Annotated in this window: 19 protein-coding genes and 6 pseudogenes; 12 read left to right on the top strand and 13 right to left on the bottom strand. The window is 58.0% G+C overall.

Translation table 11 applies throughout. The features are described from left to right. Window positions 1–396: 396 nt before the first annotated feature. Window positions 397–672 (bottom strand): hypothetical protein, encoded by a 276-nt coding sequence (locus HCN58_RS18235; protein ID WP_171580760.1) that lies wholly within the window; start codon window positions 670–672, stop codon window positions 397–399. A 419-nt stretch (window positions 673–1091) separates the two neighbouring features. On the opposite strand from HCN58_RS18235, the gene HCN58_RS18230 reads away from it, so the two are divergent. The 5 genes and pseudogenes from HCN58_RS18230 to HCN58_RS37465 all read left to right on the top strand — a co-directional run. Continuing rightward, the gene (locus HCN58_RS18230) at window positions 1092–1304 is read left to right on the top strand and encodes a hypothetical protein (RefSeq protein WP_171580759.1); all 213 of its coding nucleotides are present in this window, start codon (window positions 1092–1094) and stop codon (window positions 1302–1304) included. Between the two features lie 351 nt (window positions 1305–1655). Next, window positions 1656–3377: an alpha/beta hydrolase gene (locus tag HCN58_RS18225; RefSeq protein ID WP_171580758.1), complete on the top strand. Its 1722-nt coding sequence runs from the start codon at window positions 1656–1658 to the stop codon at window positions 3375–3377. A gap of 419 nt (window positions 3378–3796) precedes the next feature. Continuing rightward, window positions 3797–4477, top strand: coding sequence for a hypothetical protein (locus HCN58_RS18220; protein WP_171580757.1), 681 nt, complete (start codon window positions 3797–3799; stop codon window positions 4475–4477). Next, window positions 4470–5174: an RES family NAD+ phosphorylase gene (locus tag HCN58_RS18215; protein ID WP_171580756.1), complete on the top strand. Its 705-nt coding sequence runs from the start codon at window positions 4470–4472 to the stop codon at window positions 5172–5174. Before HCN58_RS18220 ends, HCN58_RS18215 begins: the two co-directional genes overlap by 8 nt. Window positions 5175–5547: 373 nt before the next feature. Beyond that, window positions 5548–5802, top strand: a pseudogene (locus HCN58_RS37465) (phospholipase effector Tle1 domain-containing protein); the annotation flags it as partial. Between the two features lie 87 nt (window positions 5803–5889). Here the strand turns inward: HCN58_RS37465 and HCN58_RS18205 are convergent. Both HCN58_RS18205 and HCN58_RS18200 read right to left on the bottom strand, forming a co-directional pair. Further along, window positions 5890–7164 (bottom strand): AAA domain-containing protein, encoded by a 1275-nt coding sequence (locus HCN58_RS18205; RefSeq protein ID WP_171580755.1) that lies wholly within the window; start codon window positions 7162–7164, stop codon window positions 5890–5892. A 263-nt stretch (window positions 7165–7427) separates the two neighbouring features. Then, window positions 7428–7631, bottom strand: coding sequence for a hypothetical protein (locus tag HCN58_RS18200; RefSeq protein ID WP_171580754.1), 204 nt, complete (start codon window positions 7629–7631; stop codon window positions 7428–7430). A gap of 343 nt (window positions 7632–7974) precedes the next feature. Between HCN58_RS18200 and HCN58_RS37120 the strand changes: the two genes are divergently transcribed. Then, window positions 7975–8712, top strand: a complete 738-nt coding sequence (locus HCN58_RS37120) for a HipA N-terminal domain-containing protein (RefSeq protein ID WP_311966838.1) — start codon at window positions 7975–7977, stop codon at window positions 8710–8712. A gap of 177 nt (window positions 8713–8889) precedes the next feature. Here the strand turns inward: HCN58_RS37120 and HCN58_RS37115 are convergent, their stop codons facing one another. The 3 genes from HCN58_RS37115 to HCN58_RS18185 form a co-directional block, all read right to left on the bottom strand. After that, window positions 8890–9669: a TlpA disulfide reductase family protein gene (locus HCN58_RS37115; protein ID WP_311966827.1), complete on the bottom strand. Its 780-nt coding sequence runs from the start codon at window positions 9667–9669 to the stop codon at window positions 8890–8892. A gap of 342 nt (window positions 9670–10011) precedes the next feature. Further along, complete coding sequence (locus tag HCN58_RS37460) at window positions 10012–10359, bottom strand: hypothetical protein (RefSeq protein ID WP_376701194.1); 348 nt, start codon at window positions 10357–10359, stop codon at window positions 10012–10014. 357 nt (window positions 10360–10716) lie between these two features. Then, on the bottom strand, window positions 10717–11502 hold the full coding sequence (locus HCN58_RS18185) for a YopT-type cysteine protease domain-containing protein (RefSeq protein ID WP_171580753.1): 786 nt from the start codon (window positions 11500–11502) through the stop codon (window positions 10717–10719). A 355-nt stretch (window positions 11503–11857) separates the two neighbouring features. Between HCN58_RS18185 and HCN58_RS18180 the strand changes: the two genes are divergently transcribed. The 5 genes and pseudogenes from HCN58_RS18180 to HCN58_RS37805 all read left to right on the top strand — a co-directional run. Further along, window positions 11858–12121, top strand: coding sequence for a hypothetical protein (locus tag HCN58_RS18180; protein WP_171580752.1), 264 nt, complete (start codon window positions 11858–11860; stop codon window positions 12119–12121). Between the two features lie 297 nt (window positions 12122–12418). Then, window positions 12419–13891, top strand: coding sequence for a MocR-like pyridoxine biosynthesis transcription factor PdxR (gene pdxR, locus HCN58_RS18175; RefSeq protein WP_171580751.1), 1473 nt, complete (start codon window positions 12419–12421; stop codon window positions 13889–13891). Window positions 13892–13991: 100 nt separating this feature from the next. Next, window positions 13992–14621, top strand: coding sequence for an FMN-binding negative transcriptional regulator (locus HCN58_RS18170; protein ID WP_171580750.1), 630 nt, complete (start codon window positions 13992–13994; stop codon window positions 14619–14621). Window positions 14622–14691: 70 nt separating this feature from the next. Further along, window positions 14692–15312: a LysE family translocator gene (locus tag HCN58_RS18165; RefSeq protein WP_171580749.1), complete on the top strand. Its 621-nt coding sequence runs from the start codon at window positions 14692–14694 to the stop codon at window positions 15310–15312. A 296-nt stretch (window positions 15313–15608) separates the two neighbouring features. After that, window positions 15609–16041 (top strand): annotated as a pseudogene (locus HCN58_RS37805) (transposase); the annotation flags it as partial. Between the two features lie 394 nt (window positions 16042–16435). Here the strand turns inward: HCN58_RS37805 and HCN58_RS18155 are convergent. The 7 genes and pseudogenes from HCN58_RS18155 to HCN58_RS35885 form a co-directional block, all read right to left on the bottom strand. Beyond that, a pseudogene (locus HCN58_RS18155) lies at window positions 16436–16546 on the bottom strand (transposase); the annotation flags it as partial. A gap of 68 nt (window positions 16547–16614) precedes the next feature. Then, window positions 16615–19344, bottom strand: a complete 2730-nt coding sequence (locus tag HCN58_RS18150) for a DUF5695 domain-containing protein (protein WP_235983694.1) — start codon at window positions 19342–19344, stop codon at window positions 16615–16617. Between the two features lie 475 nt (window positions 19345–19819). Beyond that, window positions 19820–20509 (bottom strand): 50S ribosomal protein L11 methyltransferase, encoded by a 690-nt coding sequence (locus tag HCN58_RS18145; RefSeq protein ID WP_171580748.1) that lies wholly within the window; start codon window positions 20507–20509, stop codon window positions 19820–19822. Further along, window positions 20506–21065, bottom strand: a pseudogene (locus HCN58_RS35890) (P-loop NTPase family protein). The gene HCN58_RS18145 and the pseudogene HCN58_RS35890 overlap by 4 nt, the downstream one beginning before the upstream one ends. Before the next feature lie 877 nt (window positions 21066–21942). Further along, the gene (locus HCN58_RS18135) at window positions 21943–22578 is read right to left on the bottom strand and encodes a GNAT family N-acetyltransferase (RefSeq protein ID WP_171580746.1); all 636 of its coding nucleotides are present in this window, start codon (window positions 22576–22578) and stop codon (window positions 21943–21945) included. A 208-nt stretch (window positions 22579–22786) separates the two neighbouring features. Beyond that, window positions 22787–23158 (bottom strand): hypothetical protein, encoded by a 372-nt coding sequence (locus HCN58_RS18130; protein WP_210266042.1) that lies wholly within the window; start codon window positions 23156–23158, stop codon window positions 22787–22789. A 416-nt stretch (window positions 23159–23574) separates the two neighbouring features. After that, window positions 23575–24104: pseudogene (locus HCN58_RS35885) on the bottom strand (radical SAM protein); the annotation flags it as partial. 1576 nt (window positions 24105–25680) lie between these two features. Between HCN58_RS35885 and HCN58_RS18125 the strand changes: the two are divergent. Further along, a pseudogene (locus HCN58_RS18125) lies at window positions 25681–25918 on the top strand (IS5/IS1182 family transposase); the annotation flags it as partial. Window positions 25919–26258 lie beyond the last annotated feature (340 nt).

The following is a 26258-nucleotide window of genomic DNA, read 5'->3' as shown; positions in this document are numbered from 1 at the left end:
GCAGGCTTCCATGCGTACCACGCAAGCTGGAAGGCTTCGAAAGAATCGCAGTACCTGCGATCTACGTGATGTACGACGGAGCAAAATAAGTCTCCCATCTTCAGACCTGCTCCTCCTCGGCAACCGACGCGACACCGAGGCTGACGCCAGTCGAGATCAGGCCGGTCCAGATGTCTCGTTGAAGAGGTGTCGTTCTGCCGCTCGAAGAGCACCTCGAAGTCGACCTCTTCATCGTGAGATACGCGGATGGCACCTACTCCTCTAACTGCTACCACATCCCGATCAATGCGGCTCTTCCCAGTCTCGCGGTTGGAATCCTGGCCTTCGAAGAATGTGCCGCTCAATCGGGAAGCGATGCGCAAGGCGGGCAACAGATACGATCCAGCACTACACCTTTCAGCGGCTGAAGGCGGAATTCGATTTGGTCTTCAATGACGATGGGTCAGGCGAAGCCGCTGGCTTGGTTGCCATCAAGGATGCCGATGAAAAGACCATCCGGCTCTGCCTAGTCCACTGCAAGAACGCCATGAAGCCAAAGTCTCGCAGGATATCCGCAATTTTTACATTCTGTGCGGCCAGGCGCAGAAATCCGTAACGATCAAACAACGAGGCATGGGACGGCTTTATCATGATCTTAAGCGTCGCCATGAAATCTGGATGCAGGGTGGCCATCCGAGGGCGCTCGCGTACGATAGCGCACGTCAGCGGCGTTTTGAATATTTCGGAGATCAAGAGCGACGACGAAATTTTTCGCGAATGCGGCAGCCACATTGAGCGCCGAGGCTAGTCCCTAATGCAGCAAATTCCTCAGGCGTTCGCCGCTGTTCACCTCAACGACCATCAGCCGGACTACTTCAAGCGGCTGGCCAGCTCACAACGCGCGAATTGATGAGTGAACGACCATGGGAAGTCATCTTGGCCCACGCGCAACTGAGGTTAGGTGAGAAATTCGCCTGCCCGCCGAACTCGCAGGACGTGCTCCATGAAAGCGGCAAGCCTATATCGCATCCCGATGTGCGCGATGGCCTTCCAACGGCGGCGCTATTGGAACCGCTGATATCCTGCTGAAAAACGACACGACGCGAGATAAATTGCGTGACCGGTTCAACGTTCGCGCGGTCGAGATGGAAGCCAGCGGACTACAGAACGCAGCCTGGGCGCAGGGAAAGGTCATTTTCGTCGTACAAGGCATTTGCGATTATTGCGACGAACACAAGAACGACGATTGGCAGAACTACGCGGCGCTCGTTGCTGCTGCCTATACTCGCGCGCTCATCGAAGAGATGCCGATTGATTGGTTCTGACGAGATGGGCAGGTCGCGCGTTGCCGTGACTTCGCCGAGGTATACAAATCGGAATCGCAGGGATTCTCAAAAGCCCGTAGTGTAAATTGGTCATATACTGGGACGGCTCGGTACAGTTGGGTGGGCACTCCCGTGCATCGGCTTTCGCTTTGATTTACCTGTGTTTTTCCACCCGCCTATGGGATACACTCGCACTGAATTTACATGCGTTTGAGACGGAGGCGGGGCCAGCACTGTGACCAAACAGGCACAATGCCTAGCGCGGCGTCCTCGCCTCTTGGGAGTGCTTTTTGCTTAGTGCTATCATTCCTTGCATTGCCCGCTGGCGGCGGTGCAGCAAAGGAGGCGGCAATGAGGGGGAAGCTGCGGGTTTTAGTCATCAGTTTTGCAATATGGTTCGGCTGCACATGGACCGCGCTAGCACAGCTCACGCCTGGAGCAGCAATCCCGATTGTCGGAAATTACGTGAGTTCACTCCAAGCTGGAAACATTCCGGCACTGCAGCAGCTCGCCGAGCCCTTCCTGTTTCAGTATGTGATGCAGCAAACGACTGGCACCGGCATCTATCCGATTGTTCGTGACCTTGGAAGCATCACTTATATTCAGCTGGGGTCAACCGTCAGTTCTTTCAGCTTTACAGCACAGGTGCAGCATCGGAATGGACAATCAGAGTGGCAATTTGTCTTAGATACTATTCGCCCAATTATCCGGGCGGCCAATCTGCTGAAGGTAATCTTTCCTGCGCCAGCTCTTCCCGGGGTTCCTACCCTAAGGAATGAAACGAGTGAAGCATGTCGGCGCTTCCCTGGAATGTGTGGAAGTGGCGGGGTTATCGCGAGAGCAGAAAACCAGTTTGGTCACGCGAACGCATTTCCATCGCGTATCCCATCCGCGCCAACACCGCCTCCTGCTTCGACGCCGCAAAATTTGACCGTCGACATGCCGTGCCAAAACCCGCCGGCCGCTTGCGGCGCCCGACAGAGAATATTCAGCAACGATCCCCGCTTGGTCGAGTTCCTGTTCGTGACTGATCGAGTACCCAAAAACGGAGCGCAAGCAGTTTCGTTTACTGGCGATCGGCAAGGCACACTCACCTTTGGCGCTGCATCGGTTCACGTGCCTGAAACGCACAGGATGGGGCGAATAGAGTTACCCTCAGTTTGGAAGGTTTTCGGAATAGAGCTGCGGCATGAGCCGCTTGACGAAAGAAAACATTTCGTGATTCGGCAACTACAGATCATGACGATTGATACGTGGGCCGACCTGATCCGCAGAACGCAGGCGAAGAGCGCACTAATTTTCGTTCACGGCTTTAACACCAGCTTTGAGGACGGAGTATTGCGGAACGCTCAAATCATTTATGACCTGGACTATCGGGGCCTTTCGATCCTTTATTCATGGAGTTCGCGAGGTGCAGCTCTTGATTATCGGTATGATCTCGACAGCGCCTACGCGGGTCGGGAGGGATTCATTACTCTCCTGAGGATGCTTAGAGATAGTTTTGGAATTGAGAGAGTGGACGTCTTGGCCCATAGCATGGGAAACCTCTTGGTTCTCGACGCTCTAAAGAACAGTTCTGCTACCGGAAGCCCGGCCCGCGTAGACGAGCTTATCATGGCGTCACCAGACGTGCCTCGCGACGTCTTTGAGAGACAGCTCCCTGACATTCAACGGATTAGCAGTGGTACTACACTTTATGCCTCGGGCGCAGACAAGGCGTTAGCCGCCTCCAAGTTGTTGGCGGTCTACTCGCGCGCCGGAGATGTCCCCCGCGCCGGACTCCCTGTTATTCTGCCCGGTCTGGATACCATCGATGTCACCGAGATTGGTGATGAACTGCTCGGCCTTAACCACACCGAGTTTGCTACAAACCGCTCAGTAATGGATGATCTTAAAATCCTGCTGGACACGCGGCGACGGGCATCACGCCTGAGTCAGATCAGGCGTATCCAGAAACGGCAGTCGGACCACGCTATTGGAGATACGTTCCCTGAAATCAGCAGACATCGGCTCGGCTGGCTTAGGACCCGGCTGTCGATTGGAGGGGATCGCACGCAAGCCCGATTTTCTTGAGGAGGGATGCTTTCGAGCAATGGCTCGGAGGCGGAAACTAGGCACCATCGCCGGACCGGATCCCAAGCATAAGGCCGATTTCTGCGGACGCCCGTCCCTTCTCTCTCGAGGAAGTCATCAAACGGACCGGACTATCGAGAACCAAGCTGTATGAAGAGATTGAGGTGAAGCATCTGGTCGGCAAAAAATGCAGCAATCGGACTTTTGTTCTTGAAAGCGATCTGAACCGACTTCTGCAAAATTTGCCGAGCTTGTGAGCGCAACCGACTGCCAGCCAAAAGCGGGTCGGGAACCAGCTTCGACGTCTTGCGTACCCCGAACAGGCCGATTTTGCTGATTATTCGAAAGCTTCGGAAATGGCCCTTGATGATTTCGGTTATTGTATTATATTGATAACCGTCATCATATGGACCTAAGCCATGACCACGGCCGAGAAAACCCTCGAACTCTCGGGTGTCGCAACCGTTACCGGAACCCCCGAAGAGGTAAGCAACCGTCTGGCCCAACTGCCCGTGGAGCAGGTGGTCGCTTTGACGTTGAAGCATGGCAACAAACCAGCCGTTCGGGCGCTTGTGGCTACGCTCGCCAATCTTGTTCCGCTCGTCTCTAGTATCGTCGAGCATCGGCAGGATGTGATGTTCCGTTCGATTATCGAGGCCCTCGTACCCGATGTACCCCTTCCGCAACACAAGCTGATCGAAGCTCGCATGACAGCCGAAGCACGCAAACGCGTGCTCGAGACCGGCGATTGGATGACAGCGGCACAGGTCGCCAAGGTAGCCGGATTCAGCGCCAGCAATCCAAGCGCTCAACCGAACAAGTGGAAGAAGGATGGGCAGATCTTCGCGGTGCATCATCGCGGCGTCGACTACTTCCCGGGTTATGCCTTGGATGCCTCGACCGACTACAGGCCGACTAAAGGCCTAGCGAAGGTGCTAGAGGTCTTTCGCGGTCAGAAGGACGATTGGGGCCTAGCCTACTGGTTTGCGTCGGCCAATAGCTTCCTCGGGGGCAAGCGACCGCAGGACTTGCTGATCAGCAAGCCCGATCGCGTCATTACCGCGGCAGAGGACGAGGTGGCCGGCGTGCTCCATGGCTAAGAAGGGGTCCGGTGTACGCCGCCCGGCCGCCCGACCGTCGCCAGCTCGGCCGTCGGGCGTGCCGGCACTACCCGCCGATCTTGCCAATTTGGTGAACATGAAGACGTGGCCGAAGGGCCAGGTCTTCCATCGTATTCACCAGAAGATTTATGGAAGCAGCCAGTTCAACCCGGGCAAGGGCAACGCGAGGTTCAGCCCGATCAAAGCCTCGGACGGCTCGAGCATCCCTACGCTCTACGGCGGCACGACCTTCGAGTGCGCTGCGATGGAGACCGTGTTCCACGACGTGCCATTCGCCCCCGGACTGAAAACCTTCGACAAGCAAAAACTCGTCGATCAAGTCCGGTCTCAGGTCACCCCCAAACGAGATCTCAATCTGGTCGAGCTCAGCACGACTTCGCTCAGAAAGCTGGGCGTCAAGCGCAGCGAGCTCATCGATACCGAAAAGGACGAGTATCCAAATACCCGGAAGTGGGCAGAAGCTATCCACGCCGCGTGTCCTCACGCCGATGGACTGTGCTGGGTATCGCGACAGGACGACCGGGCCCTCGCTCTGATGCTTTTCGGCGATCGCATCACGGCAAAGGACCTCTCCCCGACGGGAGCCCCACAGAATCTGCTCACAGACATTCCGCTCTACGCAGACCTCGTTGCCCTCGCCGATCGAATTGGCGTCAATCTTGTTGATGGCAAGTAGCGGCACACCGCAACCGTCCAATATCGAAACGACTATCCCCTCAAGGGTAAGCCAGGTCACACTTCGACCCCCACAATCTGTGATATTATTGGAGTGTTGGCGCACTTTTGGGGGACAGTGTGCGATGCCAAAGAACATTGTCATCTTTTGCGACATTACTGGCCAGGCGGGTGACACCAATTTCGACGAAGCCCGAACCAACCTTTACAAGCTCTACCGAGCTTGTCGGGTTGATCCCGACACGAAGGTCAAACCCTCGGACTCTCGGTTCGGCATCCGACGGTCATTTCAAGATCGGCTGGATGCGATGGCTCTATGACCTCGCCAGCATGGCGACCGGCCTTGGCATCACCCGAAATTCGTCGATGGCTACGCGGCGATCATTGGCCTGTATGAACCAGGTGACCCCATCTATCTGATCGGGTTCAGCCGCGGCGCGTATACGGTACGCTCTGTTGCCGGCGTGATAACTTACTGCGGCATCCCGACAATTGCGGGGCGGATCTCCACTCCGGCGCGATCCGAAAAGCCTCCAAAAGCTCGTCGAGCATGCGGTCAAGGACGTCTATCAGTTCTGTCGCTCCTACGCTCGCAAGGATACCAAGAGCTATCGCAGGTTCCTCCTTGAGACCCGCGATGCAATCGCAGCGGAATTCAGGCGAGACTATGGGAGCTCGCAAACCGCCGGCGCGCTCGAAGAAGCCAATGTATTTGCTTATTTCATTCGCGTGTTCGATACGGTCGCGGCGCTTGCCCGACGTACGAGGTCCCTCTGCGCGGCATACATGCGGATGACGCCGATACCGGCGTCGTGCTTCGTCTGGCTAGTCCGCCAATCCATGAACTTACTGTGCGCCAGCCATTTTTCCAGCAGCGCCACGATCGCATGCGCCTCCGCCTGATTGATACGGCTGGACCCATTGGAAGGAACTCGTTCGTAACCTCGCTCGCCCAACCTGTCCGTATCGATCCAAAGCAGCGGCCTGTCGAACTCCGCCGGCAGACAGGATCGATCAACTTCGGGATCGAGTCTTCCCGGCTCCAGCTTGAGGTCCCGATAGAACACTTCCGACACCAGCCGTCCGATGGGCGCTAGCATCCTGTATTGGGGCTTGAGACTGAAAGCGGCGTGTATGCCGTATACTTGCCACGCGCTTGATGATTTCAGCTTCGTGATGCGGTTCGAGCTGAGCGTGGTCACCGGCCAGTACGGCCCATCGAGCAGCTTGCAACCGCACGAGCAATTCGCTCGCGCCGCCTCATCTACGATAACGAGATCGAATGGAGTGCTCGTAAGGCCCAGCGACGTGCGCCCTAGCCCCACGCAAGAGCCGGCCGCTATTGTGCCAGCCAAAAATGGTTCGAAGCTCGGCCGGCGCGAGAAGCGCCCGCCATGAAGTCCGATTCGACAGCCGCTCCGGCGAAAAGACGGGCCAAGTTGCTGCCGCTCACACCTAATCCGTCGGCGTAAGCCTCGACCATCTCGTTGACGACCTTTCGTCTCCGGATAATTCTTCATGGCGTGTGAAAGCAATGCCTTCTCACTCGATCGGCGCCTGCACGAGTGAAGCAGCGCCGCGAGCTGCAATATCTCAACATTCTGAATATTTAGAACGCGACGTAGTGGACGGTGAGCTTCGCCATCCTTTCGGCTCCTGTCCGAGGAACGCATGTCACGCCACGCCGCGTTCGGCGGGACCGGCACTTTAGCGAGGCCTCGGTTCGATTGCTGGGTGCTCACGCCCTCGGGAAGTGTCCTCGGCGAGGGCAAGCCAAACGGAAGGGTCGTGTTGGCGACGGCATCGAGCGCCGCCCGTTCTTCCGACAGCCGTCGCTCGACGTATTGTCTCTCCAGCTCCGTCAGCTCGGTTTGAAACAATTGCGCGCTGCGCGTATCGGGCGGGCGAGTGCCGAAGGGGCGCTCGCCCGTACGATAGCGGTGAATGTTGTTGCGATGCGTTCGCATGCGAGCAAGGAACTCCTCGATCATCGTCGTTCACTCAGCGTTTGCTATGTCAACTCCCTTGGTGAGGGCGAGGGTGAGGGCAGTATCCGCAAGCGCTGCTTACGCAGCGCCCTCACCCCACGTTGTGGACTTTCTCGGGCTGAATTGTCGTCCGAGAGAACACCGAAGACGGCGCCCCTTGTATCATATGGCCGCGTATCCGCACGCAAAGAGGACGCTGCCGCCGTCCCCGCAAGCGGCGGTGTACTGAGACTCTATCTCATTTTCTGCTTAGTTGTTTTCCGTTGTTAGCGCGCAAAGCACGCGGGGTCGGTTAAGCAAAAAAAGAGATCGCAGACGCCATCCAACGGGTCCTCCTCGCATTCGGGATATGACGTATCGGCTACGAGTACCTTGGTGTCGACCGGTTGCGCGGCACCCTCAGCGGCGAAAGTCGGTACCGCCGCTGCAAGCGCGACGGCGCTCGCAGTAAAAAACAGCATTTTTTTCATTCGAGACTCGCTTCCTTAGATTGGCCCCAGCCGTCCTCAATCTTAGATGACGACCGCACAATTGGTAAAATACATTCTCTTGATTGGACCTATCTACGAAATGGATCGACGAAGCGATCGCGATCATCGAGCAGATGACCGGGCTTTTTAGAGCAGAGACCGTCGGGCTCCCGTTGTGCGTGACGCGCGATCTGCAATTCCGCAAGACAATCTTCGAAGAGGTCGCAGATATTACCGCCGAAACGGGACGCGCTGTGGCAGCGTCTTGCATTGCTAGCGAGACCGTCGCGGCCAACCCCGCCCGACCAACCGGCCGTGTAAGCAATTGGGAGCGCGCCGGCGGGTGCTTTCGCGTACAGCGGTGCATCGGACCATTACGCCATCCAAGGGTCGGCGCCAAAATGGTAGTCTATGCGCCATTTCCGATAAACTGATTTTATGCGATCCGCGCGAGGATGCCTTCCGAGGCAAAGCCGTTACGGCTGTCTTCGACAACCTCCTCCCCGACTTGGACGCCCTGCGCCGCCGGGTGGCGCAAAAGGTCGGCGCCGCCGGGACCGATGCCTACAGCCTGCTCGCTGCGATCGGGAGGGACTGTGTGGGCGCCCTGCAGTTCGTAGCCGAAGATGATGATCGCCATGGCGATGGTCACACTATCGCCGGCGACGCCGTCGACGACGAAGCGATCGAAAAGCTTCTCAAGGGGCTTGCCCAGGCTCCGCTCGGGCTCACGCGCGACGATGATTTCCGGATTTCGCTGGGAGGCGCGCAGGAGAAGACGGCGCTGCTGCGGAACGGGGGCAAATGGCTGAAGCCGCACGGCACAACGCCGACCACCCATATTTTCAAGACGCAGATCGGGGAGCTGCCCAACGGCATCGACCTCTCGAACAGCGTCGAGAATGAAAGCCATCGCCCGTTGCGGAGATTCAACGCCAGAATGTGTTCGGACAATTCCTTGCCCATCGCAAGGCGCTCGGCAGTCAGGAAGTGGCAGTTGTCATTCGCTGCATCGGAGAGTTGCCGCGGCGCCCCCGGCCATCCACAGCTCCGAGTTTTTGTCGATCGCCTCGCGAACTAATTGCCTCATGACCGCCAAGCAGGTCTGCAAGTCGTGCAGTTTGTGAAGCAACAGATCCGCATAGAGCACGCAGAAGTTAAGACGGTCCGGCATCACAGCGACGGCCTCTTCGACCGCCGAAAGCGCCTTCGCCCAATCCCCGGCTTCATCGCTTGCGCTAGTTTGCCGAAGATCGGCTCAGTGCGCTCGCTTTCTCGTCATTTCGCGCTTTTCCGCGTTCGCCTTTAGCCGCTCGGTATCGGCGGCTTTAGCTTCGTCGCTGGTGCGCCAGCTGCCGCTCAGAATTTTCGGCAGAACGTCATCGAGTTGCGTCGGAAAACCGATAAAGGCGATGTGGCCATCACGGTCGACGACGAACGAGGTGGGAATCCCGACAGAAAAGCTGGGATCCATCCAGAGCTTGTTCATTTCGCCTGTGTAATCGAACCCGATCCGGTAGTTGAGATTCGAGAACTTTTCGGTCAACCATGCGTCCAAGTTGGTTCTGGCCTCGTCCGCCGTTCGAGCTCGTTCAGAAGCTGCGACTCCGAGGACTTCAACTTCGCTGTCTTTGTATCTCTCTTGCAGCTGCCCCAGATGGGACAACGCCGCCACACACGGTGCGCACCAAGTTGCCCAAAATTCGACGATGTACACTTTCCCGGACTGGAAGCTCGTGAGGGGCTGGCCACGCAGCCAGTTCTCCACCTTGATCGGAGGAGCTGGAGATTCTAAGCCCACCACCATGTTACTCTCCAAACCGATTGTCAGAGGTTGCGCGACTTTTTGCGCTGGCTGATCTCTGATCGCGGCCGCGGCCGCGGCCGGTTGCGGTGGTGCCTCTGTGTAGACGGGCTGCCCCGCGAGATCCGCGGCGAATGTCGGTGTCGCCGCGCTAAGCGCGACGAGGCCCCAAGTAACAAGCAACAAGTTCTTCCTCGCAGGAGCGAGGCACATGGGTTCAAGGAAGGAGAGCATCGCTCGTCTCGCGTCTGTGTGCACTCAGCACTCATTCAGTATTGCTGGACTTACGAGCAATGTCCGTGCCAGCATCGTCTGCGCGCATTAAGCGCCTGATCACGCCATGAAAAGCTCAACGGCACTCCACGGCGACCAGTGTTTTGAACGCGACTGGATTTGTCGCCGCTGTCCGAAATTGAACACAATTGCGCGCTTCGCGCTGCCCGAAAAGCTGATGATGCGCCATCGAACGGAAACTTGCTGGTCCCTCTCCCTGCCAGAGCCCTGAACTGACCACTCACCTTCAGCCTCGCGCCGTCTGCGCAACCCTGACCAAGCCCGGCGGCACGAGCGCTAACATCATGCCGTTGGAGAGTCGACGACGCTGCGCTTGGATCCGCTACAGATCTTTCCGCTATCAGGCGCAGGAAGCGCCGGTTGCCGCCGGTGAGAACGACCTGGGCCATGTTCAGGATGGTCGACTTGCCCGACTGTGACGCCGTAGAAAAGCGCAGCACGCAGGCAACCTGATTGATGTGGGACCACAAACGTTTTTGGCTGATGAGATGCAGTCCGGTAGGCCCGGGCCTGCCCGAGACTCAACCGGTCCGGGGCGCAGCCGAAATGTCGGCTAAACTTTGCAATCGCACAGATGTAGGATTGTTGAGTCCACGGCGACAGATTGCGGACCATCATGTCCTCGATCATTCGCTGCCGAAGAGGGCTCATCGTGGCCATCTGGGTCTTCTGTCTTGAGAGGGTGGCGAAGACCAACATCCTCTCAGATAAGACACCTCAGTTCAGCAGGCTCGCCTCCACTCCCGTCCAGCGGTTCGTTCAAACGTGGGCGAGATCAAATGGGGTAGACCCGGGCGAGATCATCGGAATGCATGAACGAGCCGCTTGGCAGGCCGAGCCCGGTCGGAGCATCTTTCGGAGCCTCCATCCGGACATGCTCGAAAACCCACGGCGGTCGCAACGGGGCGTCCTGGGGCACGGTCGGTATCAGCACGACCGGCCCATTCGGGCGCGCCGGCGCCAATTGGCGGTGCCTGCAGGCCCGGCTCAAGACATTTTTCGCGTGGCAATTGATTTCAAATACAGCCCGTTGGGGTCGATATATCGGTCCGCGAGGCGTTGGAACAGGCTATCCACCTGGTCTGATGGAACACTGAATTCTCCATAGTTTGGATCGAAGAGCGTCGTCCTTCCATCGAACGTCGATGTCGCAACTGTGTGTCTCCCACCTTCGACGAACTTCAAACTAAGCAAATACCTCGATCCGTCGGCAGTGATTTTGCCCAACATGCTCGAGATGCTCGCAGGGTCGTCGAAGCTGTAAACCTTCTCTTTTTGGGATGGTTGCAAACCCGCTTCCTGCAACATGGCGTACTTTGCGTCACTGTTGGCCTGAGGAGGTTCTGCTCCGTCGTTTCGCAAGTCCCCCCTGATATCTAGATAGCGCTGCTGCCACACGGCCGCTGAGCCGTGCCCGTCCGATCCGGGTGTTAGCGCAGTCATTCGGGATCTCGGGCTGTACTGAAGATTGCCGAGCCACTCCGCAGTCAGCCCAACACATATGCCGTCTACATTAGCGTCAGCCAATTCGGCCGTCCTGTATTCGAACAGTGGGGCTTTCGGCCTCACTGGACCGGATGTACTGGGGTTGTTTGGATCCGAGACATTGGGCTTGCTGGCACAGCACCCCATGTCGGGCAAATCCCCAGGCAGCGGGCTCCGCCGCAGCGCGAGATCCGCAACTGTTTCCATAAAGCTGTCACTGTCCACCGACTGCCTCGGTTCGACAGCTTGGGTCGGCGGTGTGGATAAGCCACTGATCCGATCATACATGGCCGTTCGCCTTTCCTTCAGCGTAAGTCCCCTCGCAATACGTTCAGGCTGCTCAGGGGTGCTCCGAATGATAGTCAGAAAAGCTGATCCCAAGCTGACGGCCAGGCGCTACTCAGGTTAGGAAGACGGACGGGACGCGCGGACCAAATCGTACATGTGGGCGTATCGCAGCGGCCAGGATAGCTCACAGCCGGTCGTGCTGTCTGATTACCAGTCGTGGCCAGGAGCGGATGATCAGGCGACGCTGCTCAGAGCGCAATCTTCTTTTGTCTGATCGTCGCGACCGATGGCTATGCGAAGAATTTCAGCATCTTCATCACGCCGGCGGCCGCTACTATCTGACACGCTTTACGACGTGCTCACGGCACAGCCGAGTCTGGACACCGGTCAAATTCAACGCAAGCAGATGAAGCTCGCGATGTCGGTAGGGACAAACTTTCACTACAGGATTGCCCAAGTAGACGGCCGGCATTTCTTGCAGATAGGCGAAGCGGCGGGCGTACCGAAAACGCTTGTTCAGGAATCAATCGAACGTGTCGCCTTTACCGCTGAAGCTGCGCTCGGCAAAATCGAAAGCGAGCTGCCAAAGGGCTTTCCCGAGGCAACCACAATTCGGTGAAAACCGCGGCTATGCAGCGCCTGAGTTATTGAAAGTGCACTAGCAGAAAGATTACGGTTTGCTACCGGGGGCGAACTGTATTTGCGCCGTATGGCGCTTGCATCCGCACCGGCCGCCGTTGACTAATACGCACGAAGTGGTCGCCGAAACGAAGACCTGCTGGATTGGATTCTGCGGCAACGCCCGGAATAGCGCCCCCTGGGTTGCCTGCGCCGCTAACTCCTCAGAACAGCTTGGCATTCAAGGCGAATAATCAGAGAGTGGCTTATCAAGCAAGCCTAGTTATGCGAACTTTCGATGGCACAGATCAAGACGCCCCCTGGGCATCGCACCCCGCGAATGGGAGCGCGTCAGATCTACGAAGCGCTTAGGGATCAGATCCTGGGGCGCGCGTACGGCGCCGATGGGCTGCTGCCGTCGTCCCGCGCCCTCGCCGCGGAACTCGGCGTATCTCGCGGTACGGTGACGATCGCGTATGAGCAACTCGCGGCTGAAGGCTTCATCGAGGTCCGCCATGGCGCACGACCGCGCGTTATCGAGAGGGAACGCGTGCGCACTCCGTCGCGGCCGTTGTCACGGAAGGTGCGACTGTCGGGGTACGGTGAGCGTTTGAGACAGGTCGCGCCGCGCTCGGAGGAGCAATCTCGCAACCTGCTCGCAAATTTTCGATATGGGGACCTCTCACCTTCGGATTTCCCCGTGCTCGCGTGGAAAAGAGCCGTGGTCGCTGCAATGACACGGCGGCCCGCGAGATTGGCCTACAACGATCCTTGCGGCTCACGGCGCCTGCGAATGGCGCTGCAGGCCTATCTCTGGCGTTCGAGGACCGTGCGATGCGACGTTGATCAAATCATCATCGTGAACGGTTCGCAGCAAGGGCTCGATTTGTGTGCGCGACTGCTGCTCAACTCCGACGATCGGTTCGTTATGGAAGACCCTGGCTACCTGATGGCAAGGCACGTCTTCGCGGCGAACGGGGCTGCCGCCGTGCCGATTCCAGTCGACGGCGACGGACTGGACACGGAGCAGCTTGCGAAGACCGAAGGGCGGCTCGCGTACGTAACGCCGTCGCATCAATTTCCGCTGGGCGGCATCATGCCGATCGCGCGTCGGCACCAGTTGCTCGCCTGGGCAAGGAAGTTCGACGCCTATGTAATCGAGGACGACTACGACAGTGAGTACCGATACGACACTAAGCCGGTCCCCCCGCTGCACGCGCTCGCAGCAAGCCAGGACGTGATCTATCTTGGGACAGTCTCCAAGACGCTCTCGCCTACGCTGAGGATCGGCTATCTGGTGGCGCCCTCTCAACTCCAGTCCCTGTTCGCCGCGGCCAAGCAGATCATGGACAGGCACACGCCGCTGATCGAGCAGGAAGCGCTCGCGACGATGCTCGAGACCGGTGCATACGACAGGCACGTCAAGCGAGTCCGACGGCGCAACGGCGAGCGGCGGCAAGTCCTGCTCGACGCTTTGCGCCGCAGATTTGACGATCGAATCCAAATCGACGGCGCAGCCGCCGGCTTGCATGTGGTGGTCTGGTTTCGCGATCTGCCCCGAACGTCCGAAGCAGCGCTGATCGAAGCCGCTCGCGTCAAGGGCGTAGGCATCTATCCGGTCACCCCCCTCTTCAGTCCTGACCGCCGGCATCAGCCGGACGTTGTCGGGCTTATCATGGGTTACGCCGCACTGGAGGCGCGCCAGATCGAACGCGGCTGTCAGCTTCTGGCCCAGGCGGTCGATCAGCTTCGTTCGCGGCGATTGTCCTAGTCGCCATGCCCCTCCAACTGGACCATAAAAATCAGTGATAACTGGCAGTTCTAACCGAACCAGGCTCGGTCTATCTCATGAATGAGAACGGAGAACCGCCATGTATGTGCCCCCCGCCTTTAGAGATGACCAGGTCGAAAGCATCCGCGCGACTATTTGCTCCGCCGGCGTCGCCAACCTAGTCACGGCCACCGCGGACGGGCCGATTGCGACACCCTTGCCGCTCTTCCTCGATGAGACCGAAGGAGAGCACGGGGTGCTGTACGGGCATTTGGCGAAGGCCAATCCACAATGGCGTTCGGCTCCGACCGGCGAAGCTCTGGCGATCTTCATGGGTCCGGAAGCCTACGCGACACCCTCATGGTACGCCACCAAGCAACAAACCGGGAAGGTGGTGCCGACATGGAATTATATCGCCGTCCACGCGTACGGGCCGGTCGAGTTCTTCCAGGAGCCCGAACGTCTGCTCGAGGTGGTCACGCGCCTAACGAACATCCATGAGAAGGCGCGCGCGAAGCCTTGGGCCGTCAGCGATGCCCCCGCCGACTTCATTGACTCCCAGTTGCGAGGGATCATCGGAGTGCGCATTCCGGTCACCAGGTTTGAGGGCAAGCGCAAGATGAGCCAGAACCTGCCCGAGGCTGACCGCATCGGCGTCGCCGCCGGCCTTGCAGCGTGCGAAAAGCCGCAGGATCGGGAAGTGGCTTCCCTCATTCCGATTCCGGCCTGAGGTTAGCGTAGTCATCGTGTACGAAGACCGGCCCTAGACGAACTGGTTGACGCGATTAGAGGGGTGGGCGATGCCGGACTTCCAGACGTTCATCCTGTTTTTGGCAGCGTCGCTGCTTGTGGCGATCACGCCGGGGCCAGGAATCTTCTATATCGTGGCGCGAACGCTTGTCGGCGGCAGAACGGAAGGGTTGGCATCGAGTGTTGGCCTAGGTCTCGGCGGCCTTGTGCACGTGTTCGGCGGCGCCGTCGGCATATCTGCGCTCGTCATGGCGAGCGCCGAGGCATTCACTTTTTTGAAGATCGCGGGTGCCCTGTATCTCATCTGGCTCGGGCTCAAGACCTGGCGCGAAGCGCGCATTGTCGAGCCGACTGAGGTGCAGACGACCGGGGTGCGTCGGGCCTTCCGCGACGGCATCATCGTCGAGGCACTAAACCCGAAGACGGCCGCATTCTTTCTCGCCTTCATTCCCCAGTTTGTCGACCCATCCGCGAACGTCGCCGCGCAGTTCATCGTCCTCGGGCTCATCTCGGTTGCACTCAACATTAGTGTCGATTTGGTTGCGACCCATTTGGCTGCGAGAGCGAGAGCCGGCCTTCGACCGTTAATCCTTACCAAGATGCGACAGGTGTCGGGTGCCATCATGTGCGCACTGGGAGCTACGCTAGTCTTTGCCCGTCGCGCGAGTTGATATCCGGAGGTGGCTCATATCGATCGACTTCGTGCGCTTATCTGAATGTCTTCTGTGGCTAGACCGGCCATGGCCGAGACGAAATCGACGCGAATGCCCCTTCTGCGAGTTCGGGAATGGCCGAGTTGAATCCGAAATTCGCTCCGTAGCTGACACCCGGATATTCCTGGCGCGCTGCGTGTCCCCCAAAAAGAGCAAATCGTTGATGTAGATCATTTCCAGAGACTACCAAAAATCGTATGCTGCACCTGGGAAATGACGCACGTTCTACATGGCACCGGCCTCAATAGCACAGGGAGATTTTAGCAGCCGTAAGACAGGATCCTCATGCTAGACGACTTATGAGCATCCCAGGCGTCGGTTCTCTCATCCCAGCTACCGTTCGGACATCCGTCCTGGATTCACGCGCCTTTTGCGACTGCGCGAGATTTCGCGGCCTGGACGGGGCTGACGCCGAGGGCGCAGTCAAGCGGCGGAAAAGATCGGCTCGGCGCGATATCGAAGCGCGGAAATCGGCAACTACGGACGCTCTTGATCGTTGGTGCGACCTCGATCATCAAGCTTGCCAAACGAGGCTTGAAAGTCCCGCTCTGGATTCGGACCATGCTCCAAAGACGGCCGGTCAAGGTCGTATCGGTGGCGCTTGCCAACAAGATTGCGCGCACCATCTGGGCGTTGCTTGTCAGGGGCGGCATTTATCAGGCACCAACTGCAATGCTAAAATCCTAATCTGAAGTGCTCTCCGGCAGAAGAAGAGGACTGCCGAGGAGGCAAGGTCTAAAATCCTGAATGACGACATTCCCGGCAGCAATCAGACCGCCTGACTCACTGCGCTTCGAGCGCGAGAAATTGATTGGGCGATTGCTTCCGCGGATATCATCGTGGCCAGCGGCCAAGTGCCGCGTTTACAGGCCGAACATATGACCGCACCGTCATCCCTTGTTCAACCAGAGAAAGATCTTCCAGCCCGGGCCGCTCCACATATGAGTCAGAGCCCCTTTTGGACGCCGATGGGGGTCCCATTCCAGTGCCGATTGATAGTCTAGAGGCGATTCTCCCGGGAGAGGGCGGCCACGGCATTCACTTTTTCCATATTTCAACGATTATTGAATTTGCCGCCGATGCCAGCCGGCACGATCATGTGGATGTGCGGATGGTGGGTCATCGCCGAACCCGAGGTATGCAGCACCGCGGCGATGCGGATACGTGCGCCGAGATGCTCGGGATTTGATGATCGTCATCGCCTCGGAAGCCGCGAGGAACAGCAGGCCATAAGTGCCGATCGCACCCGATAATCGGCCACTAGCGAACCTGAACCCGCGGTAAGCGCGCCGCAGGCAAGCGGACGACGATCTGGCTGTCCGTGATGTCGACGACTTCCTTGCGCTTCCTCCCGCCATCGTACCGCAATTCGAACGTCACTCCCGATGCAGATGGGGCAAAGGGCTCAGGCGTAAGGCTGATCCACCCCTCCCCCAAATTCAGAATGATCGGTCGATCCGCCCGGAATCGGGCGTCGAGCAGCACCAAGTCCAGTCGAAGAGACTGTAGCCGCACGTTGAGCCGTCGCCGCACGCCATCACGTGGCCAGATACGCAGGGTGTGAGCGAATGTCTCCATGATGCCACCGTGACAAACCTGGCCAAAGATGGGATCGTCGGCAACGATCGTCGCAGCAGCGCGGACCGCCCCACAAAATCCCAGGTCGATCTCGCACGAGTAATACCACGTTCCACGGTGATGCGGCTGACCGAGCCATGTGGTCCCGCTCGGCGCCGGCTCGAAGCCACCACCGGCCGCGCCGTCATTCTCCTCGCCCGGATACCAATAGCCATGACCGGCCGACGCAGGGCCGCTGTTCAGCAAAGCCCACGCGCTGAGTTGTGACGCATAGCCGAGACGAAGGAGCGGATGCGGGTCGTCTGCATCGTTCAGCGCATGATCAAGCAGCGCCCAGCCACCCATCTGCGCCATGTAAGTCAGCGTATAGGCGTCGCCCGCAGTCCCGCGATAATCGCTGCCCAGGTAGTAATAAGCAGGTTCCAGCCAGCCACGGCAGAACAGATTTGCAGCGATCTGACGCTCTGCGAAGGCACGCGCTGCCGCTTTCGAAACCCCCATGGCGACAGGGTCGTCAAGGGCCGAGCGCGCCAGTGCCTGCGTTGATTCGAAAGCTGTGGAATCGAACGGATATTCAGACTTGAACAGGTCCGCCTTCGGATCGACGAAGGCGCGCACCTTACGCGCCCAGTGCGCCTCCAACGTCGCCGCCTCGCGCGTCAAGCCCGCCGTCGTGAGCGCCGAAACCAGTTCGGGGATCACACATTCGTTGTAGAAGCCGGTGCGGTAGGCAGACCACATCACCACGCGCATCGGCACCGTGAACATGGCCAGCGCCGTACCGTAGGCGCGTACCAAATAATCTCGTGCGCTTTGGCGGGTGGGTATCGCGGGATGGTCACGCGCGATGCGGTGCATGGCCAAATACATCGCGAAGATGTGCGGATAGTCATAAGGCCGCCAGATATGCAGGCGGCCCTTTGGGCCGGGATCGCTGCTTTCCCTGTTCTGCTTCCAATCCGGTATGCCGTAGAGGCCGTAGGCGTATGCCTCTTGTGTGGTACGTTGCAGCCCGCCCCAGACGAACGTATCTATATACCGATCCAGCGCCGCCACTTCCGCCGCATCAGGATGCTCGGCATTCTTGGTCGCGAGGTAAGCGGGCTTGCTCAGCCCGGGATCGTCGCACGTTACCTCGTAGATGCGCCAGCCCTTGATCCGGTCATAATTGTCCGGGCCAAGCAGGACCTGCGTCTCCATATTCCACTCGCCAAACAAACCGTCGTACCATTTGGACGGGTCACGATGCTGCCGCTTCACGATGAAGGTTGCGCGCTTCTTCATCATCGTCTCGACGGGCTCGGTAGCGAAGAATTCAAGAAAGGTCTGGCGCGCACCCGGCTGGTGCAGGGTCAGCCGGTTCTCGCCCAATCGCGAAAAGCGAACCCGCCACAGTCGCCTGCCAGCCCGATCCGGCAACCGTTGCACCACCGTGTCGCCGGTAAATTCCGCTTCGATTCGCTCCACCGGAATGGAGGACGCGAGCGCGATGTCGACATGCAGGTCATTGGGAACCGTCATGCCCGGCATTACTTCCACGTCCACCAGACCGGCGTCCGCGATAGCCCTGCGCGCCGCCTCGTAATCGGCAACCCACTGGAAGCGGAGACGGTAACGCCGTTGCTCGGCCGGCGACAGGGACAGGGAATGGGTCGGCTGTCGCCAGCGAGTCCCGCCCGCCACTGCCTCGCCGGCGGCCGCCCCGCCCAAGATGTAGGCGCACCACGTCCCAGAGGCTTCGGCCGAATCCTTGTGGACATCCCAATATTCCAGTGACGTGTCCGCTTTCGGTAAGAGCATGAGAAAGGGACCGGTGCTGTTTCCGCGAATCCAGAAGATGTGCGATCCATGCCCCGAGACGAAGCTGTGCTTCAAAACAGCCACCGATACAGGTTGCCCTGCCGGAAATTCGGTGTTCATCGGCATGGGCAAATAGAGGTCGCCAACCTCCACGCTCGCCATGCCGTCGTTCCGCAGCATGATCTCCCACGTCAATCCAGCCTCGTCGACTGCGAGGCGGGTCGTGAGAAGGACGCCGGCATCGCGGGCTGCTAGTTCAAGGGCCGCGCTATCCATCGGCTTCGTTGCATCAACGCCGGTTCGAAGCGTATGCCACTCGGATCCGGCACGCCGAACTCTAGCGTGAGCCGTCCCCAGCACGGCTCCAGGCAGGACATAATCCGTGTCATACGCATCATTACGATAACGCAACGAGGTAATGCCGTCTTGTGTGCACCCAACGACGAAGGGAGAGTCGGCCGCCTTCAACACCATGGCAACCTTGCGCTGCGGCCGATTGAGTGTAGGCACCGTAACGCCCCCGAACAACGCGCTAGCCAAGAAGCTACTGCCCAACAGCATCGTACGACGCGTATACGTCCAGGCTTTAGACATGCCTTTGGTCTTCGTCATCAACCTATTCGGTATCGCTACATACGGATGATCAAGGCGTGCCGTTTCCCGCCGTAAACGTCAACGCGAGAAAGCGACATACTTCTCAAGTACCCAGCAGTCGCAAGCCGGTCCTACCGGAGAACTCCCTGTGACCACCGCGGCCCCCCCGCTGCGGCGCTAGTTGGGGGCGCTCGTCCGGGCGGCTTTGCTTCTACCGAGCTACACCACCATCAGGGAGTACGTCATCCATGTCGATGATCGCGTCCAGCCGCGAGCGCAGAAGATCGGCCTGTCCGCTGTCCCGTCGTTCCTTGGGTCGCATCGTCCCCCTCCGATCCGACCACGCAATCACGACCTGCGATTCGAGGGAATCGCAAAAATGAAATTGCAAGCTTTCGGGCCTTCAACCCCAAAAAGCTTGCAATCTCAAACCTCGCTCCGTTCCGAAAATCGACTCCCGCTCAATGGCTTGGGAGGTTCTTCACAGTCGACTTTATCGAGCCGTGAGCTCCCAAACAATGCGGACGTGCCCACCTGCAATCGATGGTCGGAAAATATGCATGTCTCTGACACGCAGCCTACTCTGATCAATCAAGTTCAAGACGCGTCCAACATCTCCCTGATCAGAGAACACCACATACATTACCCCGGCGGCATTCAACCAGAGATGCGCTCCCGCGAGAGCTGAGGCCATAACTTTGTGATCTTCATCATAGCAAGAGCGCTCCAGGTCGTCCTTTGCTTTCCGATTCCAATAGGGTGCGGCAAAGAGAATGACGTCAAATTTTTCTCCGGATTGCAGCGCAGAATAGATGTCGCTACAGCGCACTTCTGCTTTGTCCGAGTAACCTAATCGCTCGATGTTTATCTCCGTTGTGAGGACGGCTTGCGGATTTATATCGAGAGCCATTAGGCGTCCTGCCCCGGCACGGAGTGCTGCAAGCCCTAGTACACCTGACCCGCATCCAAGATCTAGCACCGTTGCGCCAGGGTCGATGCGCCACTTCGACATCAAGGCATCGGGAGCGTGACTTAGGCGCGGTGACAAAACGCCAGGCAAAATGTGTAAGGGCATGCCGCTCACTTCCACATCGTGCGGGCGTTCGCATACTCGGAGTTCGGCCAGCATTGCATCTACGTCTGTCGTTTGGCGCCGCACAGATACGTCTACTGGGGTAGTCATTTAACTCTCCATCTTTGGGTAGCAAAGAATGAGGCGGCGAGTTCGGGGGTGTCTTGGATGCTGGACCCGTCGACCTCATCCGTAATGCCGTGCTCCATGAGCATGTCCTCGAGCTCGTCCATCGTGATCGGGGTCGGGATGGTGCCATTGCCTGCCATTGTTGTGGATCTTGTTCAAAGCGTTGCGATAGTGATTGGCCTGCTTGGAATCTGGGCGTGGTTTAGGACCGCGTTATAGGCGTCATTCTCTTCTAGGAAGTGATCAATGTGATGACACATTTCTCCGTACCGCCGGACTCCACGCACCAGATATTCTGGTTGATCTGCATCACGTCATGATTTCGAGATCGTCGAGACTGCCGGGATTTATCAGCGAAGCTCGGATTCGTGTCCTGCGCTTCGCGTGTGGGATCAACCAGGTGGAATCCGCCTTGCCCCCCGCGAACGAGTAGCATCTTGTGACCCATCTCGGCCAGTGCCACTAACCTGTTCTGCGGCGAGCTCGACTTATCGATACCATGGTTTCCGTAAGAGATGATCAGTCTCACTGAAGACATGTTGCTCTCCGTCAACCGATTGTCGAAGATTGCGCGGCTGTTCCCGCGCGCTGGTTTCTCTCTCAGAAATGCGTATACGGATTTAGAGGAGGAGAACATCGCTCGTTACACGCGTTTGAATGCGCTCAGCCCTCCCCTCACTCTGTGTTGCCGCCTCTAAATAGCAATGGCTGTGCCAACGGCGCTCAAGCGCATTAAGCTTCGGGTTCGCTTTGAAGACCGTTCGCACCGTACATGGCGGGCGGTGTCTTGAACCCGACGATAGCCGTTGCACACTGTCAGAAACCGGACAAGGATCAGCGGTCGTTTGCGGCGAGCGGCCGTTGTTTCGGCGATTGTTGCGGCAGCCGCCGGATCGGAATTTGCGAACCTCGTTGATAAATAGTCGACTGTGAAGAACCTCCCAAGCCATTGAGCGGGAGTCGATTTTCGGAACGGAGCGAGGTTTGAGATTGCAAGCTTTTGGGGCCTCAACGCCCAAAACCCGGCAATCTCGAATGTCGGTGTGACCAGAAAATCGAATCCCGCTCAAGGACTTACGAGATTCTTCACGGCCGACGAGATATGCCTCGAAGCCGGCGACGACATTCCCTTTATCGCCCGCCGATTGGCTACCTCTTCAACAGCCTGCTAGGCCGAGCTGCTTGAGCTCGTGCGCAAGTTAGATCGGTTTACTCGAGGCAACGATCGTAAGGTGAGCACGACTTCGGTTCTATCTCGGCTCAGACCGCTACTTCTTCAAGATCGACTACTACGACCTGTCGCGTACAGCTGGTTCGCCGGACCGGGCCCCTCGGCAGTTACTCAGCGCGTGATGACGATCATGCGGTCCGACGAGTACTGGGTGCCCGCGGTCCCATCAAAGAAAAGGCCCCGCTCACGAGCTGGCGTCACAAACTTCATCGCGGGTCAATCGGGCGCCGGCAAATCGACGCTCATGCAAACCTGCAGCAGATGAATCCGAGACACGGCGGTATCGGGCGCGTTGCCGCCGAGGATCTAACCGCGGATCGCCCGCAGGATTGCCTTGCGCACGTTGGCTAGCTATAGCTAGGCCGTGCAACGGCAACCTGAGGCGTGGGCCGATCTCTGCAAAACCGGCCTTCAAGTACAATGCTGAGTTGGGGCTGCGGCTCCACATCGGCTGCCTCGGCGCTCCCACTTCAAGTTGGCCCCAGCCTTTTTCCGTCCCCAAGCCCACGGCAGCCTCAATAAGGTGCATCGCGACCCCAGACGATCGCTGATCCGGCACCACGTAGAGTTCGGTGATAATGCCGTAGGTTCCGCGCGCAAAAAGCGCAGCGCTTTCCGACACCATGATGATACCGACAGGACGTTCCTCGGTGAAGGCGAGAAACCCATAGACGCGCTGTTTCATGGCGAGAAGATTGGCAACCAGCTGGGTATCTAATCCGGCCTGCGCTTGGCCAGCCCCAAGTTCGGCAAGTAGGGCAGCAACCATTTGGGTCACCGTTGTGGCGTCGTCGACAGACACTTCACGCATGGTCACCATGTCACATCCTCCTCCAAGCTCAACGTACCACGTAGTAGCATCGGGGCAGCGAGGCTGCCGCAGCATCCGACCCAAAGCAGATATGCTGCGATCTTGAAGCTCAAATGACGCTTTAGTTCACACCATTGGTGAGGTGATAAAGTCTTCGTGTCGATGGCAACTGAAAAAATCGCCAGAAAAATCGAAAGATAACCTGCCGGCAAGATTGTCATGGTCGTACGGAGCGCTCTTGCTTCTTTGGACCTGGGTGTCGCCCCACATTGAACCTTCCGAATGAGTACGGCCAGCCCTGAGTTCCATGGGCCGGTGGGATGGCAGCGATGATTTTGAGCTTTTCAGTTGCTGCGAGTAGCGCGTGCGAGAAGCTGACCGATTCGTGCTGCTTGTCGGCGCCATAGCCAGCGGTGAAACGGATTTGGTCGAGGCGTAGTCGAAGCCGGCCTTCTCGGCGATCTGGCCGCGCTTTCAAATTGTAGTCGATCTCCCAGCTGGTGCGTTGCTCAATCGACGAAATAACGGGGCCGCCCGGACACATTCGGCATCCGATAGGGGAATTTGATAGGATCGTTATCGTGGTCATCCTGTTTTCCTCGGCAAGCTGGAGTTGGGACGACGGGACGATTAAAACGGGCAGCAACTTGCATCACGCCGCTCAGACAAGCGGGTGCGCATCTATTCAAAATCCGACTGCAGGGTACGGCTTGTAGAAGCCTTCGCTATCTGCGGTGTCAGCACGCTGACGCGAAATGGATTAGGTCAACAACACGACGCGCAAGTCATACGACGTGGAGGTGTGCGCAGACCGGAGTTGTTGGCTTCGTCGAAGACGTCATTCCAAATCATCAGCGTTCCCCTTTCTAAGCACCATTGATTGACATCAATAGTCTCAGAGAAAGAGCGGCTACGCGAGTCGAAGACAAGCTATTTTTCATCCCAGTCGGAGAACCCGCTTTCCAATATCCACAACGAACGGATCGTTTGTTACCGTGCGAGAAAATATTGCCGGCGACAACTCCGGCGGAGGGCCGCACTAGGGCTTCTCACCATTAGAATGCGGGCGACCGCGATCAACCGTACCAGGGCGATCGCATTCAGCCTCTCCGCGGTATCGTTGACGGGCACGCCCTTGACCTGACTCCAAAGGTGATCGGAACGCTCTCCGGATAGCTCGGCAGATTGGCGAGCAGAACCAGCATGCCCATTCGGTCATCAACGCGTTCACATGCCTTACAACAGATCTCGATGCCGGCATTGCGCACGTGCGCCAGCGTATCGATGCGATCCTGCAGGGTGCGGTGGTGATGATCTTGTCGTAGAACTCGGGCGAAGTGTCGACATTCTTATTGTAGGAATCGAGCCCAGCTTCGGCGAGCCGTGCGGCCTGCCCAGGGAGTCAGCATGCCGAGCGTGACGTAGGTCTCCACGCCGAGGTCTTTCACCGCGCTGACCATATCGCAGACCTTTTGACATCGGTCTTTCGGGTTGCGCGCCAGGCGCACTGGGCAATTCGCTTGGCTCGCTCTCTGCTAGTCTGAGCTGGTCTCCTACAGCGCAGCTCCACATCGCAGACGGCCTAGTGGCAGAAACGCTATTTTCTTGCTAGGGCCAGCCTAGCTCCTCGATAGCGGCCAGAGCCGCATTTGTGCGCGATCAATCGCAGCTCTCAGAATAGTGCAGCGTTAAGGCGCGCGGTCGGGGCCCTCCAAAGCATCACGATCGCCGACAAGCTGTCGTGCATTGTCGCGCGTTCGCCTCCATCCACATCTTTGAATGTGTTTGCAGTCTGCACGAAGCTCATGCCGTCTCTTGTGAACGCTTGCGTCAAAAAGAAAACAGACGACTGGGGGCTACCTGACCAGTTCACGACGCTTTTCCTTTGTGAACCATTTCACAAAACTTGGCGCCTGAGCGGCGTAGATAACGGAGCGTTTGATTGAGAGTAGATCAGGTGATGCCGACAAAGCGGGAATTCTCGCCGTTGGAGAAGCAAGCTGCGGACGCTCTTCGTCGCGCAAGACGGCTGCCCATTGGTCCGAAGCGAAACGATCTCCGTCAGCTCGCAAGGGGACTTCTTTGGCTGCATCGACACGGTATGGAAGCTCTGGAGCAGGAGCGATCAAAAGCGGAACGTGGGGCTAGATGAGATGAGTTGCGGGTATCGGGCAGTGCTGGCGGTTGCTCGATGAATAGGACCGGCGCGCTTTTTTTCGGATCATCCATCCCGGCAAACCGTCGAGCCGGACTGACGACGAAGAAGTTGCGGGAATGGCATTGCCGGCGGGCTCAACATCGTGAGACGGGGGTGGGAGAAAGAAGATCGAGCGAGTAAAGGCAAACCGTGTCGGCGACTCCCCGAAACTTCTCACCTTAGTCATTTCCGTTTAGATACCAGCGGCCTCAGCCTTGTGTTCTCGGCCTTCATCCAGATTAAAGTCCTTTTTCAGCGTCAAAGTCATCTTCTTTTGGATTCAGGACTCGTAGAGCATTTTTGCGCACGGCGAGCGCTTCCGCAGCGCGAGTAGCGCGCTGCCTTTAGATGAATGCAAACGCGAGCAGGCTCGAGCAGAGCAGCGCGAGGCTGGCCGCCGTCAGGGCCAGGAGACTACCGGAGACAAAGTCGTGATTGCGCATAAAAACTCTCGGTTCCATTACAAGGAGAGCAGCAGTCGCTGCTTTGCGCCGTTGACCGGTTAATTGATAAATCATTATTCGAATCCGGTGCCTTATTCCCGCTGCTTCAGGGACAGATTGCATTTTCCCAGCGAAATTACGCAATTATTCGCGGTTTTGCGGCGCACCTCAGGAAAATCGCACTTGAGGAACATTGAGGGGCCTTATTTGGAGGTGTGCTTCTGACTGAACGCCGGAGCGTTAGCGCGTCGATCCCCGAGCAGCTGGATCGAATTCGGCTTCGAAGAACGGTAAATGTTTTAGGCTTCTGGAGCTTGCGCTTTGACATACCAACCTAAGCCGCTTGACTCCTGCCCAGATAGCTGTTCACGCTTCAGCCGAGCACTTTCCTCAGACAGCTGCTCTGCAGACATCAGCACTTGCATCGAAGCTCCTCCAGTTTCCGTCGCGCCGTTGAGGTCGTCATGGCCCGATACGGCCTACGAGGCCGATCACTTGCGCCAGGCTATCGCAGGCGCGCTGGCCATCATCCCCACCAACACGGCGCGCGCTCAAACATCCGCGAGACAAGCATGTCTATGTCCAGCGCCATCTCATGGGATGTGCCTCTCAAACTCAAGCAGTTCCGGCCGCGTCGCAACCCGCTTCGAAAGGACCGCCCGAAATCACCGTCGTCACTTTCGCTGCCATCGTCCTATGGATGCGATAAATCTCCACACGACCCACGGGCCGACTCGATGGAATTCTACGAAGCGAGCGTCAAGTCATTCGGCTTCGCTTCAGGACGACAGTCGTATTGGAGAAGTGCTACGCCCGCTTTGCGGCCGTGGCAGAAGTCTTGCTCGATATTCGGTCCGATGAATTCCTCAAGTACTCAAGTACTCAAGTGCAGACTTTGCCCTTCAATGATGCTTCGTCCGAAAACCAAAGTATAGGCTGATGCCGCTATCCAAGGCGCGAAGTGCGTTTACGCATTTTTTCATCGCTCACTCGCATACAACGCGCAAAACCCGCGCTTGGTCACTCTATTCTATGCTGCGGCCGACAGA

Source organism: Bradyrhizobium australiense (assembly GCF_013114825.1).
Lineage (GTDB): Bacteria > Pseudomonadota > Alphaproteobacteria > Rhizobiales > Xanthobacteraceae > Bradyrhizobium > Bradyrhizobium australiense.
This window is presented reverse-complemented; position numbering and strand designations above follow the sequence as displayed.

What these genes read in the sequence shown, in the direction of transcription:
- HCN58_RS18235 (WP_171580760.1), bottom strand. Translation starts at nt 672, where the DNA reads ATGGCCACCCTGCATCCAGATTTCATGGCGACGCTTAAGATCATGATA.
- HCN58_RS18225 (WP_171580758.1), top strand. Translation starts at nt 1,656, where the DNA reads ATGAGGGGGAAGCTGCGGGTTTTAGTCATCAGTTTTGCAATATGGTTC.
- HCN58_RS18220 (WP_171580757.1), top strand. Translation starts at nt 3,797, where the DNA reads ATGACCACGGCCGAGAAAACCCTCGAACTCTCGGGTGTCGCAACCGTT.
- HCN58_RS18215 (WP_171580756.1), top strand. Translation starts at nt 4,470, where the DNA reads ATGGCTAAGAAGGGGTCCGGTGTACGCCGCCCGGCCGCCCGACCGTCG.
- HCN58_RS18205 (WP_171580755.1), bottom strand. Translation starts at nt 7,164, where the DNA reads ATGATCGAGGAGTTCCTTGCTCGCATGCGAACGCATCGCAACAACATT.
- HCN58_RS18200 (WP_171580754.1), bottom strand. Translation starts at nt 7,631, where the DNA reads ATGAAAAAAATGCTGTTTTTTACTGCGAGCGCCGTCGCGCTTGCAGCG.
- HCN58_RS37115 (WP_311966827.1), bottom strand. Translation starts at nt 9,669, where the DNA reads ATGCTCTCCTTCCTTGAACCCATGTGCCTCGCTCCTGCGAGGAAGAAC.
- HCN58_RS37460 (WP_376701194.1), bottom strand. Translation starts at nt 10,359, where the DNA reads ATGATCGAGGACATGATGGTCCGCAATCTGTCGCCGTGGACTCAACAA.
- HCN58_RS18185 (WP_171580753.1), bottom strand. Translation starts at nt 11,502, where the DNA reads ATGTATGATCGGATCAGTGGCTTATCCACACCGCCGACCCAAGCTGTC.
- pdxR (WP_171580751.1), top strand. Translation starts at nt 12,419, where the DNA reads ATGGCACAGATCAAGACGCCCCCTGGGCATCGCACCCCGCGAATGGGA.
- HCN58_RS18170 (WP_171580750.1), top strand. Translation starts at nt 13,992, where the DNA reads ATGTATGTGCCCCCCGCCTTTAGAGATGACCAGGTCGAAAGCATCCGC.
- HCN58_RS18165 (WP_171580749.1), top strand. Translation starts at nt 14,692, where the DNA reads ATGCCGGACTTCCAGACGTTCATCCTGTTTTTGGCAGCGTCGCTGCTT.
- HCN58_RS18150 (WP_235983694.1), bottom strand. Translation starts at nt 19,344, where the DNA reads ATGACGAAGACCAAAGGCATGTCTAAAGCCTGGACGTATACGCGTCGT.
- HCN58_RS18145 (WP_171580748.1), bottom strand. Translation starts at nt 20,509, where the DNA reads ATGACTACCCCAGTAGACGTATCTGTGCGGCGCCAAACGACAGACGTA.
- HCN58_RS18135 (WP_171580746.1), bottom strand. Translation starts at nt 22,578, where the DNA reads ATGGTGACCATGCGTGAAGTGTCTGTCGACGACGCCACAACGGTGACC.
- HCN58_RS18130 (WP_210266042.1), bottom strand. Translation starts at nt 23,158, where the DNA reads ATGACCACGATAACGATCCTATCAAATTCCCCTATCGGATGCCGAATG.